Origin of the sequence: Neomelitea salexigens DSM 19753, from assembly GCF_000422345.1 — a bacterium.
Classification (GTDB): Bacteria; Pseudomonadota; Gammaproteobacteria; order Pseudomonadales; family Spongiibacteraceae; genus Spongiibacter; species Spongiibacter marinus_A.
The window spans coordinates 97,356-117,074 of record NZ_AULP01000010.1 but is presented as its reverse complement, the minus strand read 5'-3'; the positions used below and the strand labels follow the sequence as shown (position 1 = coordinate 117,074).

At 55.6% G+C, this 19,719-nt stretch carries 19 protein-coding genes; 14 read left to right on the top strand and 5 right to left on the bottom strand.

Annotated features, from left to right (window positions below; genetic code table 11):
• Window positions 1-8 precede the first annotated feature (8 nt).
• Window positions 9-1,181, bottom strand: a complete 1,173-nt coding sequence (locus tag H573_RS0114110; RefSeq protein ID WP_027874827.1) for an alpha/beta fold hydrolase — start codon at window positions 1,179-1,181, stop codon at window positions 9-11.
• Between the two features lie 145 nt (window positions 1,182-1,326).
• Between H573_RS0114110 and H573_RS0114105 the strand changes: the two genes are divergently transcribed.
• A complete protein-coding gene (locus H573_RS0114105) occupies window positions 1,327-1,785 on the top strand; it encodes a MarR family winged helix-turn-helix transcriptional regulator (protein WP_051171329.1) in 459 nt (152 codons plus the stop codon).
• 36 nt (window positions 1,786-1,821) lie between these two features.
• On the top strand, window positions 1,822-2,388 hold the full coding sequence (locus tag H573_RS0114100) for a flavodoxin family protein (RefSeq protein WP_027874825.1): 567 nt from the start codon (window positions 1,822-1,824) through the stop codon (window positions 2,386-2,388).
• Between the two features lie 36 nt (window positions 2,389-2,424).
• On the opposite strand, the gene H573_RS0114095 is transcribed toward H573_RS0114100, so the two are convergent.
• Window positions 2,425-2,994 carry a VOC family protein gene (locus H573_RS0114095; protein WP_027874824.1) on the bottom strand — a complete coding sequence of 190 codons (570 nt, stop codon included), beginning with the start codon at window positions 2,992-2,994 and terminating at the stop codon, window positions 2,425-2,427.
• 190 nt (window positions 2,995-3,184) lie between these two features.
• On the opposite strand from H573_RS0114095, the gene H573_RS0114090 reads away from it, so the two are divergent.
• From H573_RS0114090 to H573_RS0114065, 6 genes are read left to right on the top strand one after another with little or no spacing between them, the layout of a single operon-like run.
• Window positions 3,185-4,390 carry an acyl-CoA dehydrogenase family protein gene (locus H573_RS0114090; RefSeq protein ID WP_036256904.1) on the top strand — a complete coding sequence of 402 codons (1,206 nt, stop codon included), beginning with the start codon at window positions 3,185-3,187 and terminating at the stop codon, window positions 4,388-4,390.
• Window positions 4,387-5,373 carry a phosphotransferase family protein gene (locus H573_RS0114085; protein WP_027874822.1) on the top strand — a complete coding sequence of 329 codons (987 nt, stop codon included), beginning with the start codon at window positions 4,387-4,389 and terminating at the stop codon, window positions 5,371-5,373. The genes H573_RS0114090 and H573_RS0114085 overlap by 4 nt, the downstream gene beginning before the upstream one ends.
• A gap of 2 nt (window positions 5,374-5,375) precedes the next feature.
• Window positions 5,376-5,759 carry a DUF6285 domain-containing protein gene (locus H573_RS18405; protein WP_036256902.1) on the top strand — a complete coding sequence of 128 codons (384 nt, stop codon included), beginning with the start codon at window positions 5,376-5,378 and terminating at the stop codon, window positions 5,757-5,759.
• 47 nt (window positions 5,760-5,806) lie between these two features.
• Window positions 5,807-6,577: an SDR family NAD(P)-dependent oxidoreductase gene (locus H573_RS0114075; RefSeq protein ID WP_027874821.1), complete on the top strand. Its 771-nt coding sequence runs from the start codon at window positions 5,807-5,809 to the stop codon at window positions 6,575-6,577.
• A 43-nt stretch (window positions 6,578-6,620) separates the two neighbouring features.
• Complete coding sequence (locus tag H573_RS0114070; protein WP_027874820.1) at window positions 6,621-8,180, top strand: class I adenylate-forming enzyme family protein; 1,560 nt, start codon at window positions 6,621-6,623, stop codon at window positions 8,178-8,180.
• A 12-nt stretch (window positions 8,181-8,192) separates the two neighbouring features.
• Window positions 8,193-9,554, top strand: coding sequence for a cytochrome P450 (locus H573_RS0114065; RefSeq protein WP_027874819.1), 1,362 nt, complete (start codon window positions 8,193-8,195; stop codon window positions 9,552-9,554).
• Here H573_RS0114065 and H573_RS19170 read toward each other — a convergent pair.
• Window positions 9,543-10,109 (bottom strand): TetR/AcrR family transcriptional regulator, encoded by a 567-nt coding sequence (locus H573_RS19170; RefSeq protein ID WP_051171328.1) that lies wholly within the window; start codon window positions 10,107-10,109, stop codon window positions 9,543-9,545. The genes H573_RS0114065 and H573_RS19170 overlap by 12 nt on opposite strands.
• Before the next feature lie 103 nt (window positions 10,110-10,212).
• Between H573_RS19170 and H573_RS0114055 the strand changes: the two genes are divergently transcribed.
• The 6 genes from H573_RS0114055 (at window position 10,213) to H573_RS18390 (ending at window position 16,352) form a co-directional block, all read left to right on the top strand.
• On the top strand, window positions 10,213-10,749 hold the full coding sequence (locus H573_RS0114055; protein WP_027874818.1) for a hypothetical protein: 537 nt from the start codon (window positions 10,213-10,215) through the stop codon (window positions 10,747-10,749).
• A gap of 16 nt (window positions 10,750-10,765) precedes the next feature.
• Window positions 10,766-11,038 carry a hypothetical protein gene (locus H573_RS0114050; protein WP_027874817.1) on the top strand — a complete coding sequence of 91 codons (273 nt, stop codon included), beginning with the start codon at window positions 10,766-10,768 and terminating at the stop codon, window positions 11,036-11,038.
• Complete coding sequence (locus H573_RS0114045; RefSeq protein ID WP_027874816.1) at window positions 11,035-11,931, top strand: TonB-dependent receptor; 897 nt, start codon at window positions 11,035-11,037, stop codon at window positions 11,929-11,931. The genes H573_RS0114050 and H573_RS0114045 overlap by 4 nt, the downstream gene beginning before the upstream one ends.
• A 162-nt stretch (window positions 11,932-12,093) precedes the next feature.
• The gene (locus H573_RS0114040) at window positions 12,094-13,323 is read left to right on the top strand and encodes a TonB-dependent receptor (protein WP_161624276.1); all 1,230 of its coding nucleotides are present in this window, start codon (window positions 12,094-12,096) and stop codon (window positions 13,321-13,323) included.
• Window positions 13,324-13,432: 109 nt separating this feature from the next.
• Window positions 13,433-15,133 (top strand): DUF1800 domain-containing protein, encoded by a 1,701-nt coding sequence (locus H573_RS19165; RefSeq protein ID WP_051171327.1) that lies wholly within the window; start codon window positions 13,433-13,435, stop codon window positions 15,131-15,133.
• Window positions 15,134-15,164: 31 nt separating this feature from the next.
• The gene (locus H573_RS18390) at window positions 15,165-16,352 is read left to right on the top strand and encodes a DUF1501 domain-containing protein (RefSeq protein WP_051171326.1); all 1,188 of its coding nucleotides are present in this window, start codon (window positions 15,165-15,167) and stop codon (window positions 16,350-16,352) included.
• 1 nt (window position 16,353) lies between these two features.
• On the opposite strand, the gene H573_RS0114025 is transcribed toward H573_RS18390, so the two are convergent.
• The gene (locus tag H573_RS0114025; RefSeq protein WP_027874814.1) at window positions 16,354-17,496 is read right to left on the bottom strand and encodes a TRAP transporter substrate-binding protein; all 1,143 of its coding nucleotides are present in this window, start codon (window positions 17,494-17,496) and stop codon (window positions 16,354-16,356) included.
• Between the two features lie 34 nt (window positions 17,497-17,530).
• Window positions 17,531-19,696: a DNA helicase II gene (gene uvrD / locus H573_RS0114020; RefSeq protein WP_027874813.1), complete on the bottom strand. Its 2,166-nt coding sequence runs from the start codon at window positions 19,694-19,696 to the stop codon at window positions 17,531-17,533.
• Window positions 19,697-19,719: the final 23 nt, after the last annotated feature.

The following is a 19,719-nucleotide window of genomic DNA, read 5'->3' as shown; positions in this document are numbered from 1 at the left end:
TACAGCACTCAGTCCGCAAAGCCCTTTTTCTGCAACCACGCATCGCAGCGCGATATGGCGTCGTCGAGTTTATCGGGTTGGCCGAAGTAGTAGTGCGTCGCGCCCTCCACTTCGTACAGTTCTTTGTCGTCGTGGGCAATGGCGTTGTACAAGCGGTGAGTGTGGCTGGGGGTGCAGGCATCGTCGGCGGTATTGCCAATGACGAGAATTGGCACGCTGATTTTCGCTGCGCAGGCTTGGCCGTCGGCATTGGAGTCGTCGTAGCTCCACTGTGACAACCAGCTTCGCAGGGTACAGAATCGAGCCAGCCCAACGGGGCCATTGTTCACGACTTTGGGGTCGCCGAGGTAGCACCAATTTTCCTGTCGGTCATTGGGGTCGACGCTGGGGTCCAGCCAGCGCGGGTCGGCCATGGTGCCGTGTACCACAAAGCCAAATTCGTCGTTGGGTCGGTCGCTGTCTTTCAGGTATTGCAGCTTGTCTTTTACCCAGGCGGTAATCTTTCTGTTGCGGGCAATTTGCGCGGCGCGATAGCGGCTGAGGAACTCCTCGCTATAGGGCGGCTGATTGGGGTTGGCCGGGTCGTAGAGGTCCAGGCCTGGGTCTTTGTTGTCCGGGTTGGCTTCATCGAGAATTGAGGCGTCCATCCATTCGGTAAGGGTATGAGCGCGGCTGACGTGGGCGGCAAGAATCATCACGCCGTCGGCGGGAATCAGCCCTTGGATGGTGAGGTCTACCGAGTCGCCCGCGGGGGTGTGGGTAATGGTCGGGTTTTCCGCCTGGCTTTGATAAAACAGCGACAGTGAGCCGCCGCCACTCCACGCCGCAAGAATCACTTTGTCGTAACCCAGCTCTTCTTTGGCATGGCGGATGCAGTTGCCCATATCGATGGCGACTTTTTCCATAATCAGTGCGCTGTCGTTACCGGAGTAGCGGCTTTGGCAGTAAATGACCGGGTAACCAGCCTTGGCCATGGCGACCACCATTGGTAGGTATTCGCCGCCGCCAACGGGGTGCATAAACAGAATGACGTTGTTGCAGCGCGGCTGTTTGGGCTTGAGATGGTGGGATTTAAGGGCGCCAAAATCCAGAGGGCCGCCGTAGGTTTCCTTAAACGGGCTTTTATCCTGATAGAAAATTAAATAGGGAATACGCTCGTAGCTTCTCGTCGATTCGCTCATTATATTTATCCTATTGGCGAGGCTGTGCTCTGATTTATTGTCAATATAGTTTACAAAAAAATAAACGCTATGGCATGCTGGTAGGGTGTTTTTTTTTCAGTTTGCCCTACAATCGCTGGCACCACAGAGAAAGTGAAATGAACTTATGAAGAAATTGGTTGAGCAGGATCAGGGCTATTTGATCGGCACACTTGCCTACGCCCTGTACTGGGTGGACGAAAGCTTGCAGGCGAGTTTGGCTGCGGCCGGTTGGGAGCGGATGAACCGCACCCGTTCGATGATTATGTTGAGCGTAACCGCAGGCATTAACCGCCCTGCTGATATGGCGCGCAACCTTGGTGTGAGCCGTCAGGCGATCCACCAGTTGCTGCAGGGTTTAAAGGACGAAAATATTTTGGAGCTTGTGCCCGACCCCAAAGACAAGCGCGCAAAAATGGTGAAGTTCAGCGCCGAGGCGGATGATATTCGCCGCGATGCCCAGGCAATTTTATTGGGTATTGAGGAGGAGCTTCGCAAGCGAATCGGCAAAACCGCCTTCAATGGTTTGAAGCAAGCGCTGAACAGAAGCTGGGGGCCGATCGCCATCGTTGAGCCGGAAAAATAATCACCCTTTTACCGAAAATAATAATAGGAGCGGTTAATGACTAAGATTTGTGTGTTGTTCCACAGTGGCTACGGCCATACCCAGCGTCTTGCAGAGACCATAGTGGAAAGCCTTGCCGAGCAGGCCGAGGTAACGGCGATTGCGATTTCCCAAGACGGTGAGATCAGCGACGCGCACTGGCAGGCCTTGGATGACAGCGACGGTATTTTATTTGGCTCGCCCACGTATATGGGCAGCGTGTCCTGGCAGTTTAAGCGGGTGGCTGACGCCTCCAGTGGCCGCTGGATGATGCAAAACTGGAAGGATAAATTGGCCGGCGGTTTTACCAACTCCGCATCGATGAACGGTGATAAGTCTTCAACGCTGGCCTATCTGCATACCTTTGCGATGCAGCACGGCATGTTGTGGGTGGGCACCGCGTTGCCGGCGGCCAATACCAAAGCGGCGCAGCGAAACGACGTTAATTACCTGGGGGCGTTTAGTGGTTTGATGGCGCAGTCGCCCGCCGATGCCGGCGCCGACGAGGCGCCCCTGCCCGGCGATCTTGAAACTGCCAAACTGTTTGCTGCGCGTTTTGTTGCGCAGTGCCAGCGTTTGGCCTAATGAAGGTAAGGGCGCGGTAAGTGCCGCGCCACAAACTTAGCCCCGGCCGCGTTTATCCAGCCGCTCTGCGCCGAAGACTTCCTCTTTTTGTTTGCGTGTTTTTGCCGTCCAGGCATTCAATGCATCACGCGCGCTGGCGGCTTCATCTTTCATAATAGCGTCGCTATTTTCTGCGCGGCAGGTGATTTCCACCTGAATGCCATTGGGGTCGTACATATATACCGAGTGAACAAAGCCGTGGTCTATGGGGCCAAGGCAGGTTTTGCCGGCGGCGTTTAAATAGTCCTGCCATTCGCGCAAGCTATCCAGCGACTCGGCTTCAAATGCCAGGTGCATGTCGAAGCTATCTTTGCGGCCAAAATGCTCGGGCTTGGAAATGCCGGGCTCATCAAAAAAGGCGATGTAGTTGCCGTCTGCCATTTCAAAAAAGATATGCAAGAAGTGGCGATTGCGACCGAGGTTTTCGCCAAAGTCGATGTCTTCTTCAAAGGCGGCGGCGAGTGTTAAGCCGAGAAGGTCTTCATAAAACCAGCGTGTTTGCTCGGCATCTACACAGCGATAGGCGGCGTGATGAATGTTTCCCAGGGCCTGAAGTGGTTTGTTCATCGCCTGTGGTTCTCCCATTTTTAATTATCGTTTTTAGTATTGGCCAGCTGATTGCAATAAGTCAATATACTTGACAATAATGAATCATGTTGATTGTATAAGCAAGAACTAGCAGGCCTCTGCAATACACCTCTTGAGGGTTCGCTGGCTTGTGTAGTGGCTCCCTAACAGCGCAGATAAAGAGAAGAATATGGCGATGTCTCGAGACTGGATGCAGATACGTAGCGAGTTGGTGGATTTCTTGGAGCAGGAGATTTATCCGCGCGAGCCGCTATTGCAATCTGCCGATAAAACCCTTGCCGAGGCGGAATTGGCCGCGCTGGTTAAGAAGGCCAGGGCAAAGCACTTATGGGCCTTTGGCCACCCCGAAGAGATAGGCGGTATGGGCTTGCCGTTTTTGGAATACGCCTACCTGAATGAGGTTATCGGCCGCTCGGAATTCGCTCAGCGCATTTTCGGCACGTATTCCTTGCAGGACTCCATCATGTTGAATGCCTACGCGTCTGACAGTCAGCGCGAGCGTTATTTGCTGCCGCTGGTTGCCGGTGACATCAACCCCAGTTTTGCGATGACCGAGCCAGGTATTTCCAGCTCTGACCCCACGCAGCTGCAGACCACCGCAGAATTAATAGACGGCTATTGGCATATTAATGGCCGCAAGTGGTTTACCACCGGCGCCGATATTGCCGCCTACACCACGGTAATGTGCCGCACCGAAACGCAGGCGCCCGACCACAGCGCATTCAGCATGATTATTGTGCCAATGGGTACGCCGGGCTATTCCATCCTTCGGGATACGCCGGTGCTGGGCATCGCAGGCGGCCACTTCGAGGCCGAGTATGTCAATGTAAAAGTGCCGGCCGACAACCTGTTAGGTGAGCGCGGCGCGGGGTTTAAAATCGCCCAGCGGCGCCTCGGCCCCGGGCGAATATTCCACTGCATGCGCTGGCTTGGTCAGGCCCAGCGCGCCTACGACCTGATGTGTAAGCGTTTGCTGTCGCGCAGCGCCTTTGGCTCTGGCCTCGCCGATAAACAGTTAATGCAGCAGCATGTGTTCAACAGTTACCAGGATATTCAGGCCTGCCGCCAGCTAACTTTGCACGCCGCCAAGCGCATCGACGCGGGCGATATTGCCAGAGTGGAAATTGGCGCAATTAAAGTGGCCGGTGCCGGCATGTTGCACCGGGTAATTGACCGTGCCATTCAGGTTTATGGGGCCGAAGGCCTTACCGATGACACTCCGCTAAGCCGGATGTATCGCCATGCCCGCGAAGCGCGGCTCTATGACGGCCCGGACGAAGTGCATGTTCAGTCGGTGGCGAAGCAACTGCTGCGAGCCTATGAAAAAGGTCAGGGCTGGGACTTTGGCCAGCGCGATGCCGAGTTTGCGTCATGACGGATATGGCCTTAGTCCGCTTGCTGGAAGAATGCCTGTCCGGGCATTGGCAGAGTAGCGTGACCATCGACAATGTTAAGCAATTAACGGGCGGTGCAGCGTCGCAAACCACCGCGTTTGATGCCTGGGCAGAGGGCAAGTTGCAGCCGCTGATCTTGCGTTGTGGCGACGATGAACACCAGTTTGAAAATGCCCTGACCAAACCCACCGAAGCCAGTTTGCTGGAGTTGGTGTATCAGCAGGGCTTGCCGGTGCCGGAAGTGATCGCTCACATACCGGCCAGTGACGTGAGCGGCGCCGGTTTTGTGATGCGGCGGCTCGCAGGCGAGGCACTACCTAAGCGCATTCTTACTGACGCGCGTTTTGCCACTGCCCGCGAGCTACTCGCTGGTCAGTGCGGCGCTGTTTTGGCGTCTTTGCACAATATTGATCCGCGTCGCGCCGCTATGCTGGAGTCAGTGTCGGTAGAAGACGACGTGCTGCGTTACCGGGAACGTTATCGGGAATTTGGCCAGTGTTTGCCGGTGTTTGATTTGGCCTTTCGCTACTTATTGGACACCCCGCCAACGCCGCGCCAAGCCGCCATCGTGCACGGCGATTTTCGCAACGGCAATATCCTGGTGGACGAGCAGGGCCTGAGCGGGGTGCTGGATTGGGAGTTGGCGCATATCGGCAACCCGATAGAAGACCTCGGCTGGCTGTGTGTGAATTCCTGGCGCTTTGGCCGCGTCGACAAAGCGGTGGGCGGCTTTGGTGACAAGCGTGCACTGTTGGAAACCTATAACCGCGGCCGCGACACCGATGTTAGCGAGCAGGAGCTGGCCTATTGGGAGGTGTTTGGCGTGCTGAAATGGGGGGTGATCTGCCTGTATCAAAGTGCCATTCATTTGCAGGGTAAGCAGCGCTCGGTTGAGCGGGCGGTGATTGGCCGGCGTTTGTCTGAGTGCGAGGCCGACCTTATTCGGCTGCTGAAGGAGCATTAATCATGGCTATTGAGCATCCCAATGCCGAGCAATTACTGGAAGCGGTTAGTGAGTTTTTAAAACAGTCGATACTGCCCGCCGTGGACGCGCCGGCCCTGTCGTATCAATTGCGGGTGGCAATCAATGGCCTTGGTATTGTCGGTCGCGAGTTGAGTGCAGGGGGGAATCAGCAGCGCGGCGAGCAAGCATTGCTCGCCGAATTCCTGGGCCAACGGGGCGAGTTGGTAACACTGCGTGAACAGCTTCGCTCTCACATTGAGGGCAGCGACGCGCCGTACCGCGACCCGGCTTTGCTGGAAATGTTGCAGAAAATCAGCGATGCCAAACTGGCTATCGACAATCCAAAGTATCAACCGGTGCGGCTATCGAGTGCAGGCATTCGGTAATGACCTGAACGTGTTTTAACAAGCAATACAACAATAAGGAGAACAACATGGATCTGAATAACAAAGTGGCACTGTTTACCGGCGGCGCATCGGGCCTGGGAGAGGCGACGGTGCGCGCCTACGCCGCCAAAGGCGCCAGGGTTGCTATCTTCGATATGAACGAGGCTCGCGGTAACGCTTTGGTGGAAGAGTTGGGCAGCGACCGCGCGGCGTTTTATAACGTGAACGTGGCGGATGAACAGTCGGTGGCCTCGGCCATCGATGCCCTGGTTGAAAAATTTGGCGGTCTGCATATCTGTAACAATTACGCCGGTATCGGTAACGCGATTAAAACCCTTGGTAAGCAGGGCGTGTTTCCGCTCGATGCCTATAAAACCGTTATCGATGTGAACTTGATTGGCACCTTTAATGTTGCCCGCCTCGCCGCTAAGGCGATGGCTGACGCGGCACCCTACCAGGATAACGCTCGTGGCGTCATTATTAATACCGCTTCGGTTGCCGCCTACGAAGGGCAGGTGGGACAAGTGGCCTACAGTGCATCAAAGGGTGGTGTGGTTGGCATGACATTGCCAATGGCGCGCGACCTGGCCAGCTATGGCATTCGCGTAAACACTATAGTGCCGGGCCTTATTCATACGCCGCTGTTTGAAACTCTGTCGGAGGTGGCATACAAGTCGCTGGAAGCCAGTGTGGTTAACCCTCAGCGTTTGGGTCGCCCAGAGGAAATTGCTCACCTGTCGGTGATGATCGCCGAGAATGAATACATGAACGGCGAGTGTATTCGTCTCGATGGTGCCATTCGTATGCAGCCGCGCTAATCGCGCGGTACTCCTCATATAAAGCAACGGCGAGGCGACAGCCATGTTTACTAATTTTAATCAGTACCACGCCTTTCATGCGCAGCGTCGCGGCGACGCCATGATGCTGCAAGACGACAGCCAGACACTGACCTTTGCCCAGGCCTGGGACTATGTGGGTACGATTGCCGGGGCCATGCAGCGCCAGGGCATTCGCAAAGGCCAGCGCGTGGGCATACTGGCAAAAAACTCTGTCGATAATTTATGTGTATTCCTCGCCTGTGCGCGCCTTGGTGCGATTGCGGTGGGCCTGAATTACCGACTGAGTGAAGGCGAGCTCGAATATATTGCCGACGACGCGCAACTGGTGGCGCTGTTTCTCGACGGGGAGTTCGACAGCCTGTGCGGGCCTGTCATGCAGGCACTGCCGCGCATTTACCTGGCGCCGACAGCGGGGCAAGACGACCTTAAAAGCTGGTGCAAGGGCGCGAATGCCCCCGCCGAGGTGGATATTGCTGGCGACGATATTTTGTTTCATATGTACACCAGCGGCACCACCGGCCGCCCGAAGGGCGTATTGATTAGCCACAGCAATGTGCTACTGAATAGTTATCAGGCGTCCATGAGTACCGGCGTGTGGCCGGCCGAAAACGACAAGGCATTGGTGATTGCGCCCACCTTCCATGCAGTGGGTTTGGTGGGTGCAATGCTCGGCGTGATATACGGTTCGGCGATGGTGATTCACCGCGACTACGATCCGGTGGGCATGATCGAAACGCTGGCCAACGAAAAGATCACCACCGTGGCAGTGATTCCGGTAATGCTGCAGTTTTCGCTGGCAATGGTCGAGAATGTTGAGCGCTATGATTTCTCTGCGCTGAAAACGATTAACTACGGTGGCTCGCCCATTTCCGAAAGTTTGCTGCAGGATTGTATGCGCATTTTTGGCTGCGACTTTGTACAGGGTTACGGGCAAACCGAAGCGACGATGGGGCTGACGTTTCTCACCGCCGACGATCACCGCCGTGCTTTGGCGGGTGAGCCCGGTCTGCTGCGCTCTTGCGGTCGCGCTGTGTTTGCTACCGCGTTAAAAGTGGTTGATACCGAAGGCCGTGAATGTGCGCCGGGCGAAGTAGGGGAGATTCTCGCCAAGGGCCCGCAAATTATGCAGGGATACTGGCAGCGACCCGAAGCGACCGCCGAAACCATCGTTGATGGCTGGCTGCATACCGGCGATGCGGGCATTATCGATGAGCGTGGCTATGTATTTATTCAAGACCGCGTGAAAGACATGATTATCTCCGGTGGCGAAAATATTTACCCGGCTGAAATTGAAAACCTGCTGATGTCGCACCCGGAAATTTCCGATGTGGCGATTATCGGCGTGCCGGACTCGCGGTGGGGAGAAGTGCCACTGGCCGTTGTGGTCTCGGCGCCGGAGTGTGAAATCAGCCTGGCGGAAATGAAAACGTTCTGCGAAGGAAAACTGGCGGCATTTAAAGTGCCTAAGCATATTTGTTTTGTGCCAGGGCTGCCGCGCAACCCGTCGGGAAAAATTTTGAAGAAAGAACTCCGCGAAATGTTTGCCGAGCAATACCGGCTCGACAACAGCGAAACGGTGTAAGGGAGTTAGGACATGTCGACAGCAGAAACCATCAAGGCAGCGCGCAAACCCACTTCTGATATCGATCATCTGCCGGGAGATCGCGGGGCCTTGCCAATTTTGGGTGACACCATACCCTTTCTTACCGACTACTTTGCCATGTCGATGGAAAAGTATCGCAAGTATGGTCGAATTTTTCGCAGCAATGCGCTGCTGCAAAAAACGGTGGTAATGGTCGGGCCTGAAGCCAATGAAATATTGCTAAAAGACAGCGAAAAACTGTTTTCCAGTAAGCGTGCCTGGGATCCATTCCTGGATCGTTTATTTCCCAACGGTCTGATGCTGATGGATTTCGCCGACCATAAACTCAATCGGCGAATACTGCAGTCGGCGTTTAAAAAAGATGTACTGGCAAAGTATGTCGATACCATGAACCCGATGATCGATCAGCGCCTTGCGCAACTGCCCGCTGGGCAGCAGGTCATGTTTAAAGACGAGATTAAGGCGATTCTTCTCGATGTGGCGGCACAGGTATTTATGGGCGTCGACATTGGTGACGACGCGCAAAAAATTAATCGCGCCTTTGTTCACGCAATGGAGGCGTCGCTGGCCGTTGTTAAGTTGCCGATTCCCGGAACTACGTGGAAAAAAGGCTTGGATGGCCGCAAAACATTGGAGCGTTTTGTCGAGCAACATATTCAGAAAAAACGCGAGCAGGAAACCGATGATTTCTTCTCGCAGTTTTGTCACGCCAAAGATGAAGACGGCAACTTCCTCGATGACAAAGCCGTTCGCGACCATATTATCTTTCTGTTGTTTGCGGCCCATGACACGACCACCAGCACGCTGTGTTCAACGATATATTTATTGGCAAAAAATCCTGAGTGGCAGGAAAAATTACGCGAAGAATTTGCCAGTATCGACAGCGACTCGCCCAGCTTTGATCAGCTTGCTGAGTTTTCCTTGGCGGGCTTTGTGATGCAGGAAGCGCTGCGTATGTACCCGCCGGTGGCGGTGGTGCCACGGCGCACGGTGCGCGAAACCGAGATATTCGGTTACCGTATTCCAGCCAATACCTCTATTGGCATTTCGCCGCTGATGACTCACTACCTGGAAGAGTGGTGGACTGAGCCCACGCGCTTTGACCCAATGCGGTTCTCGCCAGAGCGGGCCGAGCACAAAAAGCACTTCTACCAGTGGCTGCCATTTGGTGGTGGCAGTCATAAATGCATCGGCCTGAACTTTGCGGAGATTCAGGTGAAGATAGTGCTGTTTCATTTGTTAAAGCGCTACCGCATTGAAGCGGAGCCCGGCTATGAAATGCCCTACAATCCGGTGCCGATTTCCTTCCCAACCGATGGCCTGCCGCTACGTTTTATGTCACTAGAGGAGTAGTTTGGCAGCGACCCAGCGCGCTGCCTCGTCGGCACTACCGGCGTGTGGCAGGTGCTGGATTTGCGGCTCAGCGATACCCACCGCGATTAACAAGCGTGCTCGATGATGGGCTTCGGTCTTGTCGTGACCCATAGCGACAAATAGCTGCACGACAAAATTCATTAGCAATTGGTCGGCATGGTGCACGGCCGCGGCAACGGCGTCTTCTTCGCGTGCCCAATTTCGCATGACTTGGTCCAGGCGCGAGAAATTACTGCTCAGCCAGAAGCTGATTAGCTCTTCAAACGCGCGCTCGGGTTCGTCGTGGGCACTTTGGCGAATGCGCTGATGAATGCTCTGCTGAAACTCGTCGGCCCAAAACGCCACCAGCGCCTCGATCAGTTTCGCCCGCCCTTTGAAGTGCCAGTAAAAGCTCCCCTTAGAAACACCCAGCTGCTGGCATAGGCTGTCTATGGTCAACGCTTTCACGTTGCCTTCATTGGCCAGTATTTCCAGTGCAGCGTGAATAAACTGCGTTTTTGATTTGCGGCTTTTTTGTGGCTGCGGGTCGCCCATGCATCACCTGATAGTCAAATATATTGACAATATATTTTCCGTACCATACGGTATAGTATGTAGTGGTTGTACTCACAATAATCGATAAGAATGAGTAGACGCAATGTTTGTTGAGCAATTATCTGCAGCGCTGGTGCCCTACTATCTGCAAATAAAATTTTTCCATGTGGCCTGTGCGATGATCTGGTTGGCCAGCACATCGGTGGCCTATATCAATTACCTGCTGCCGGCGATTAAGGCCTGGCAGCGCGCGCCGGACGACGAGCGCTTGCTGCGTCAGCGTAATATCGCCATGGAGCGCTTTGATCAGGGCGTGGTACTGGAGCACGTGGCCTTTCCGCTATTGCTGCTAAGTGGTTTGTTGCTGCTCACGGTTGGCCCCTGGGGGCTGGCACATTTCTGGCTTAGCCTAAAGTTGTGCATTGTGGTGCTGGTGTTTCTGCCTATTGAGGCCATGGATTATTGGTTGTCGCATTTCGGTGGTAACAAGCGTGCTATTCGCGTGTCGGGGCAGGGTGATGTCACCCTGAGCTACGAACAGGCCATTGCCCATCATTGGTTGTTCTTAGTAGTGAGTACGCCGGTAATTTCAGTCACCGGTTTATTGGTTCTTTACCTCGCGGTTGTTAAACCCGTTTAAAACGAGCGACTTGATAATGAATAATAAAATGTCTGCTGCGCCGTCCCCGCAAACGCTGAGCAAAATCGCCATCGCTATGGGGGCCTATGTTTTGCTGGTGATCTGGCCCTGTTTTGATGCCCTGCGCCTGTTTATTGCTGAAGATAACCGGGCGTTTAGCCTGCATCACTTAGCGGTGGCTGCAGGCAGTGCACTGGCGGTGACTATTTTTTCCCAGCGGGTGATGCTGTCGCTGTGTCGGCCGCCCGTCGATAAAGCGGTTCACTTTACGGAGGGGGAAGTGCGATGAACAAGGCAATGAAAACGCACTGTTTGTGTGGGCTGGTTATTGGTCAGTTGTTGGCGTTACCTGCAATGGCAGCAGAGCACAAGCGCGCCTCTCATATCGAAGAAGTGATCGTCACCGCACAAAAGCGTTCGGAGTCGATTCAAGATGTGCCCATCGCGGTATCTGTACTCAGTGCTGAGCGCATGAAAAATTCTGCCATCGCGTCTTTTGAAGATATTTCTCTGGCCAGCCCGAATACGGAAATTAATATGACGCCGGGTTATGTACAGGTGGGTATGCGCGGCCTGAACTCGCCGATTAATGATGGCATGGAGCAGGCGGTAGGGATCTATGTGGATGGCATTTACTACGGAAAAATGGCCTTCCTGCAAGATGCATTTCTAGATCTGGCCCGAGTGGAAATGTTGAAAGGGCCGCAGGGCACGCTGTTTGGTAAAAACACGGTGGCCGGCGCAATAAGCATCAGTACCGCCCAACCTGAGGAAGAGTGGCGGGTATCGGCCAGCGCCGCTCATGGGCAGTTTTCCGGTGAAAAATATGACGCCATGATCAATGCGCCGCTGGTGGAAGACCGGCTCGCTCTGCGCGTTGCCGCGACCAGCGACCGCCGTGATGGCTATGTAAATAATGTGTTGCGCGGCACAGATGAAAAGCGCGTCGACAAAGAGGGACTGCGCGCCAAGCTATTGTTTACGCCGCTGGATACCTTGACGGCCGTGTTGACCTACTACCAGGGTGAGTCGCGAGACAGTGGGCAAGGCTGGGAGCCCTTCGTGCTGGGTGGCGACGCCGCGCTTGTGCACGGTTTGTTCGACCCGAATCTGGAAGCCAACTTTGATTACCGCAGCCACGCCGACGGGCCGAATGAAAGCTGGAGCGACACCGAAGTATGAAATCTGGAGGCGAATTGGGATGTCGCCGAGCACCGGCTAACGCTGATTGCCAGCGACGCACGCGCCGAGGAATGGTTATACCTGGATGCTGATACGGCCTCGGCACCGATCGCCGACTGGGGGCGCGAAACCGACTACCGCCAGCAAATGCTGGAGCTGCGTTTGAGTTCGCCGCCGGGCAAGCTGGAATACCTAGTGGGGGCCTTCGCGTTTCAGTCTGACAATGACCTGACCGGCGAGCTGCGCATGCTGCCCAAGGGGCCACTTCAGGGCTTGTTACTGCCTGCGCTCGGTTTGGATGTTGTGACCGATCTGCTTGGCGGCGTGCTGACGCCATTGCTCGACTCCCTCGATAATCTATTGGGCGCGTTAACCACCGATGCCTTGCACCAACGTTTCATTCAACATACCGAAACCCTGGCGCTGTTCTCGCAACTCACCTGGAATATTAATGACCGATTGAGCCTGGTGGCTGGCTTGCGGGCATCGGAAGAAAAGAAAAAGGTAGACCTGGACCAGAATTATGAGCAAACCGGCTTGCTGTTGCAGTCTGCCTTCGGGGTGACCGAGTACCAGCTGAAGGACACGCGGGAAGAGTCCAATATCGCCCCCAAGCTATCGATGAAATACAGCCTGGACGACGATTTGATCTACGCCAGCTATTCAGAAGGATTTAAAGCGGGAGGCTATAACCCGCTGGCACGCACGGCGGATGAGTCCGGCTTTGATCAGGAACGCGCCAAGGCCTATGAGCTGGGCTACAAGCTCACTGCCTACGACGGCGTACTTACGATTAATACCGCGCTCTACCACACTGAATTTAGCGATATGCAGATACAGGCATTTATCGGCAACGGCTTTATTGTGAACAATGCAGCGAAGGCGACCACTGAGGGGGCGGAGATTGATATCAGTTGGCAGCCCTGGCGTGGCAGCCAGTTCTTTGCGAGTTGGGGCTATAGCGATGCCCGTTTCGACAGCTATAAAGACGGGCCTTGCCCGGCGTCATCCAATGAAGAAACCTGCGATCTGAGTGGATCGCAGTTACCGCGCGCGCCAAAGATCAGCGCCACCGCTGGCTTTAATGTTGCCGTACCGTTGTGGCAAGAAAAGGTCGCCATGATGGTCGGTGCTGATATGAGCTGGCGTGACCGGATATTGTTTGATCTGGATGCCGACCCTATCGACAGCCAGGATGCGTATCACCTAATTAATCTTCATGCCGGCATCGTCGACCCGAATGGGCGCTGGCAATTTATGGGACATATTAAAAATCTGGAGAACAAAACCATCCGTCATTTTGCGGCAGATATGCCCATCTTCAGTGGCTCTCATATGGGCTTTTTGATGCCGCCTCGCATATTCAGTGCTGAGTTGCGGTTCGCACTTTAGCGATTTTTTTGTAGTAATTGATGGCGCTGTGAAGCGATGACTATTTTGCACTTCTCGCACTTGCTAGGCTGGAAAAATTCTAACAAAAAGCCAGTAGTGAAGAGGCGTCATGACTTCCCGCAGAGACTTTATTCGTTCTAGTGCCGCCGTTGTTGCCATGGGTGCCACGGCCTGTGGCGGCGGTGGAGGTGGCGCCGGTAGTACAAGTAGCGACGAGGCTAATGACATTATTATGTCGGGAGTTTCATCGGCAGATACTCCCCAGCCCGATCTTCCCCCGGCATCCGCAGAACTACACTTGCTCAAACGCGCGACGTGGGGGGCAACGCCGCAGAGTATGCAGGCAGTGGCGGAAGTTGGCGCAAATGCCTGGCTTGAGGAGCAGCTGTCGATGTCGGCGGCGCGCGACGCTGACGTTGAGGCGGAGGTTAATTTCCGCTGGCCTACCGTCAACTACGACGGCTGCCGTCTCGCTCAGCTCAATGATGATCGCCGAGCGATGGGAGAGCTGCGCAGTGCGACGCTGTTTCGGCGGGTTTTTAGCCGTCGCCAGTTGTTTGAGGTGATGGTCGATTTTTGGAGCGATCACTTCACAATCTATCACGGAGATGGCATTGCGCGTCACATGAAGACGGTGGATGATCGCGATGTTATTCGGGCAAACGCGCTGGGAAGTTTTCGCAGCTTACTTAATGCGTCAGCTAAAAGCCCGGCAATGTTGGAATACTTGGATAATCGTCGCTCCACCAAAAAACACCCCAACGAAAATTACGCCCGTGAACTTATGGAGCTACACACATTGGGTGTGGGTGGCGGGTATACCGAGGACGATATCTGGGAAGTTGCTCGGGCATTTACCGGCTGGGGTATTCAAACCGATGACGACGACCGTTTGTGTTTGGCGAATAACCACCACGGCTTTCTATTCGACGACGAACAACACGATAGCAACGAAAAGCGCGTACTGGGTCACACCCTGCCAGCAGGCAGAGGCATGGAAGATGGTGAGCAAGTGCTGGATATCCTCGTTGCCCACCCTTCAACGCGGCGATTTATTGCCAGTAAGTTATACCGGCGATTTGTGCGCGATTCTGCTGCGCCGGAGGCCTTTATTTCCTCGGTAGCGGCAGCCTGGGGGGAGCATGGTGATATTCCGGCAATGCTTCGAGCGGTGTTTAGCAGCGAGGAATTTCAGAACGCGGCAGACGCTAAGCTGACACGGCCACAAGAGAGCGCAATTGCGCTGGTGCGCGCTCTGGAACCGGAGATGAATGACAGCCTCACCTTGTCGGATTTATTGCGGGCCTCGGCTATTCCCGATCTCTACAGTATGTTGGGTTTGGCGAATATTGATGCCCTGCCCGAGCTCGACTTTGGCGTGCTGGACCCCCTTGATATTGACCTGAATCCGACCTATGAAGGGCCGAATAGCGACAGCATGATCTCGCGTACCGGCCATGTTCCCTTTCAGTGGCCAAGCCCCGACGGCTACCCAGATAGCGAGGGCTACTGGGCCAGTGTTAATGGCTTACTTGAACGTTGGCGCCACGTTATCAGTGTGGCGGGGCAGTCCCGCAGCGAGGGCGTGAGTAACGCCGCCTGGGCAGCAGACCAGCAGGAGGAGCCCAGCGAGGCACTGGCGGCCATGCGCCGCAAGTTGCTGATGCGCGATATCGACGACGCGACGGCCAGTCGTCTGCTGGCGGCTGCCCAAACCCACGCGAGCGGCGAACGCGCCGCATCCACCGAACAATTTTGGCGGCGTTTAATGGCGCTGTTGCTGATCTCGCCCTATGCCCAACGGCGTTGATTGACTTCGGTAGTAAAAGGAAGGAAATACAATGACTTATACTCGCCGAGAGCTTTGGAATACCCTCGTCGATGGTGAGGTGAGCAGGCAGAGCCAGTTCACTTCGGCAAAACACACCCTGGTTATGGTGTTTATGCGCGGCGCGGTGGACGGCTTGAATGTTGTGGTTCCCCACGGCAGCGACGACTACTACGCGCGCCGTCCGGTGGTGAGAGTGCCGCGGCCGGATCAATCCAACGGTGCCTTGGATCTAGATGGTTTCTTCGGTTTACACCCCTCGCTGGCTGCGCTGCTGCCCGCTTGGCAAAACGGCCGTATGGCCGCCGTTCACGCTGCTGGATCGCCCCATGAAAGCCGCTCACATTTTGATGCTCAGGCGATTATGGAAAGTGGTGTTCAAGACCCCAGTGCGACTTTAACCGGGTGGCTTGGTCGACACATTGCGCATACTCACAGTGGACCGTCGGCGTCGCCGTTTCGCTCGGTAGCCATCGCTTCAGCGGCGCCACAGAGTTTGCAGGGCCCAGTGCCGCCACTGGCGCTGGCACAGTTTGACCGTTTCAATTCCATAGTGAAGCAGGGCGATGACTTCCTCGATGCGGTGCGCAGCATGTACGGTGATGATACGGCGTTGTCGATTCAAAGCCGTTTGTCGTTGGATGTTGTGCAGGCGCTTGCAGCCGCCGATCCCGCGTCACTTGAGCCTCAAAACGGCGCTGAATACGCCAACAATGCCTTCGCCCGAAATATGCGCAAGGCTGCGCAGTTGATTCGCGCGGATATTGGCAGTGAATTTATCAGTGTTGATATTGGTGGCTGGGACACCCATGTGAATCAGAACGGGGCGTTGCGCAATAACCTGGCGGCAATGGGTGATGGCTTAGCGGCTTTTATGCAAGATCTCGGCGACGCCATGTCGCGAGTGACGGTGGTAACAATGAGTGAGTTTGGTCGCCGCGCGACAGAGAACGGGTCGCTTGGTACCGACCACGGGCACGGCAATGCCATGTTGCTAATGGGCGCCGGCGTCAACGGCGGGCAGGTTGTCAGTGACTGGCCCGGCTTACAAGACGATGACCTCGATCGCGGTGACTTGCAAGTCACCACGGATTACCGCCAGGTGTTGTCGGAGTTGCTGCAGACCCAAAGCAGTCGTCTCGATATCGCCAGGGTATTTCCCGGATACAACTACCCCGGCGGGCTGGGTCTTTTTCGCTAAATTATAAATCGCGAGCGTTGATATAAGCCTGCTCGGAAATATGGTGGTAGTTTTTTGCGCCTTCCAGGAATTGCTTCCAGCTGGTGTAAACCCGCTGGGTGAGTTCATCAGTTTGCGCCAGCTCCGCCAGGTAGTCGTCAGAGGTTTTGTGCAGCGCGCGAATCACATCATCGGGCAGCTTGCGTAGCTGTACGTCGTGTTGCTCTACCAACTCTTTTAAGGCGTTATTATTGCGCGCGGTATATTCGTCGAGCATGTCGGCGTTGGCATAGCGCGCTGCAACCTCAACAATGGCTTGCAGGTCTTCGGGCAGAGCTTCATAAGCCTGCTTGTTAACGATTAGTTCGAGAGTCGAGCCGGGCTCATGCCAGCCTGGGTAATAGTAATAACGCGTGACCTCGTGAAAGCCAAAGGCCAGATCGTTGTAGGGTGCCACCCACTCGGTGGCGTCGATCACGCCGGTTTGCAATGAGGTGTACAGCTCGCCGCCCGGCAGCGTTACCGAGGTGCCGCCCAAACGGTTTAATACTTCACCGCCCGAGCCGGGAATGCGCATCTTCAGCCCTTTGAGATCGTCTACCGAGTTAATCTCTTTGTTAAACCAGCCCGCCATTTGCACGCCGGTATTGCCGCCGGCCATGGGGATCAAATTAAAGGGGGCATAGGCCTCGCGCCACAATTCCAAGCCGCCGCCGTGGTAGAGCCAGCCGTTCATTTCCTGTGCGCTCATGCCAAAGGGCACGGCGGTAAAGAAGATTGATGAGGGCAATTTGCCCTTCCAATAATAGGCCGCGCCGTGGCCGGCCTGAACGCTACCGCCAGAGACGGCATCGAACACGCCGAGGGCGGGGACCAGCTCACCGGCGCCATAAACACTGATTTGCAGGCGGCCGCGGCTCATGCGATTGACCACCTCGGCAAACTTTTCTGGCGCGGTGCCCAGACCGGGAAAGTTTTTCGGCCAGGTGGTGACCAGCTTCCATTGATACACTCGCTCACCGCCCAGGGCGGCGGTACGCGCGTTGTCATCGGCGACATAGTGTCGGCTGCGCTCGCCCACATAGAGCCAGCTCATGGCGACCAGCGCGGCAACCAGGGCCAGAATAATCAGCGGGGTAGTGCGCGCGTTTGAAGAGCGGTTCATAGCGTTACCTTATTATTGTTGTGAGCCGGTGCGATTACAGCAGCTCCAGATTGGCGTACTGCAATACCAGCCATTTGCTGCCTTCGTCCTCAAAATTTACTTGTACTCGAGCGCTGGCGCCTTGGCCCTCGAAGCTGAGCACGGTGCCCGCACCAAAAATACTGTGCAGCACGCGCTGGCCCAGAGCGATACCACAGTCGGCGGCGGCCTGAGCAGCAATATTGCCACTGGCAAAGCTGCTCGGACGGGTCACAGAATTGTTAATACGCACTTCGTTGATGAGGTCATTGGGAATTTCGCGGATGAAGCGAGACAGGCTGTTGAAGTTCTCTTGGCCGTGCAGTCGCCGCGACTCGGCGTAACTCAGAAACAGCTGCTGCTCGGCGCGAGTAATACCCACATAGGCGAGGCGACGTTCTTCTTCAAGGCGTGCGGGGTCGTCCATCGACATCTTGTGGGGGAACAGGTTTTCCTCGACGCCCACCATAAATACGATGGGGAACTCCAGACCTTTGGCGGAGTGCAGGGTCATCAGTTGAATGCTGTCTTCGTGCTCGTCGGCCTGCTGTTCACCGGCATCGAGGGCCGCTTGGTCGAGGAATTCGCGCAGCAAATCGGCATCCGGGTCCTCCGGGGTAAAGCTGCGCGCGGCACTGACCAATTCCTGCAGGTTTTCTATGCGCGCCTGACCCTTCTCGCCTTTTTCCTTTTGGTGGAAGGCGATCAGTCCGGCTTTATCGATGACTAAATCCACCTGCTCATCCAGTGACTGGTCACTGCACTGCTCGGCGAGGTCTTCGACCAGTGACAGGAAGCCGCGCAAGGCATTGCCGGCGCGCGCGGTGAGGGCGCCGTTTTGAATCATCGCCATGGCCGATTGCCACAGCGACAGTTGGTGGTCGCGAGCGTATTCACGCAGCATTTCCACCGTGCGATTACCGATGCCGCGCGTGGGCGTGTTGATCACCCTTTCCATGGCGGTGTCGTCGTCGCGCAGGGCGATCAGGCGCATATAGGCGAGGGCGTTTTTAATTTCCAAACGGTCATAGAAGCGCTGGCCGCCGTATATTCGATAGGGTTGGCCGCTGCGAATCAGCGCCTCTTCCAATACCCGCGACTGGGCATTGCTGCGGTATAGAATACCGATGTCGGCGCGGCGATAGTCCTGGCGGAGCAACTCGTCGATGCGGTCGGTGACAAAGCGCGCTTCGTCCTGCTCATTGAACGCAGCAAACAGGGTGATGGGCTCGCCGTCTTCGCCGCTGGTCCACAGCTCTTTACCCAGGCGCTGGCTGTTGTTTTTGATCACCGCATTGGCGGCACTGAGAATGGTGCCGGTGGAGCGGTAGTTCTGCTCCAGGCGAATGATGCGGGTATCGGCAAAGTCCTTTGAGAACTGCTGAATGTTCTCAATGCGTGCGCCGCGCCAGCCGTAGATGGACTGGTCGTCATCGCCCACGGCAGTAATGGGCATGCCATTGCCGGCAAGAATCCGCAGCCACGCGTATTGCACGGCGTTGGTGTCCTGAAACTCGTCGACCAGCACATGCTTAAAGCGCTGTTGATAGTGGGCGAGTACCGCCGGGTTGTCGCGCCATAACTCCAGGGCGCGGAGCAGCAACTCGGCAAAGTCGATAACGCCCTGCTGCTGGCAGATCTCCTCGTAGCGCCGATAAACCTTCAACATGGTTTGCAAGTACAGGTCGCCACCGGCGTCATCAATGTGGGCGCTGCGTCGGCCCTCGTCTTTGTGGCCGTTGATAAAGTAACAGGACTGGCGCGGTGGCCAGCGCGAATCATCCAGTTGCAGTTCGCGGTGGATGCGCTTCATCAGCCTGAGCTGGTCGTCGCTGTCGAGAATCTGAAAATTCTCCGGCAGACCGGCTTCGCGGGCGTGGGCCTTTAATAGACGGTGGGCAAGGCCGTGGAACGTGCCCACCCACATACCACCCTGCAGGCTGCTGCCCAGCAGCTCCTCAATACGGCCGCGCATTTCCCGCGCCGCCTTGTTGGTAAAGGTGACCGCCATAATGCTGTACGGCGACAGGCCCTCTACCTTTATCTTCCAGGCTATGCGGTGAACCAGCACGCGGGTTTTGCCACTGCCGGCCCCCGCCAGCACCAGTGTGCCCGGGCTGTCAGCGGTTACTGCGTCGCGTTGCGCGTCGTTGAGTTGATCGAGAATATAAGATACGTCCATGGGCGGCTATTCTATCGGGAATG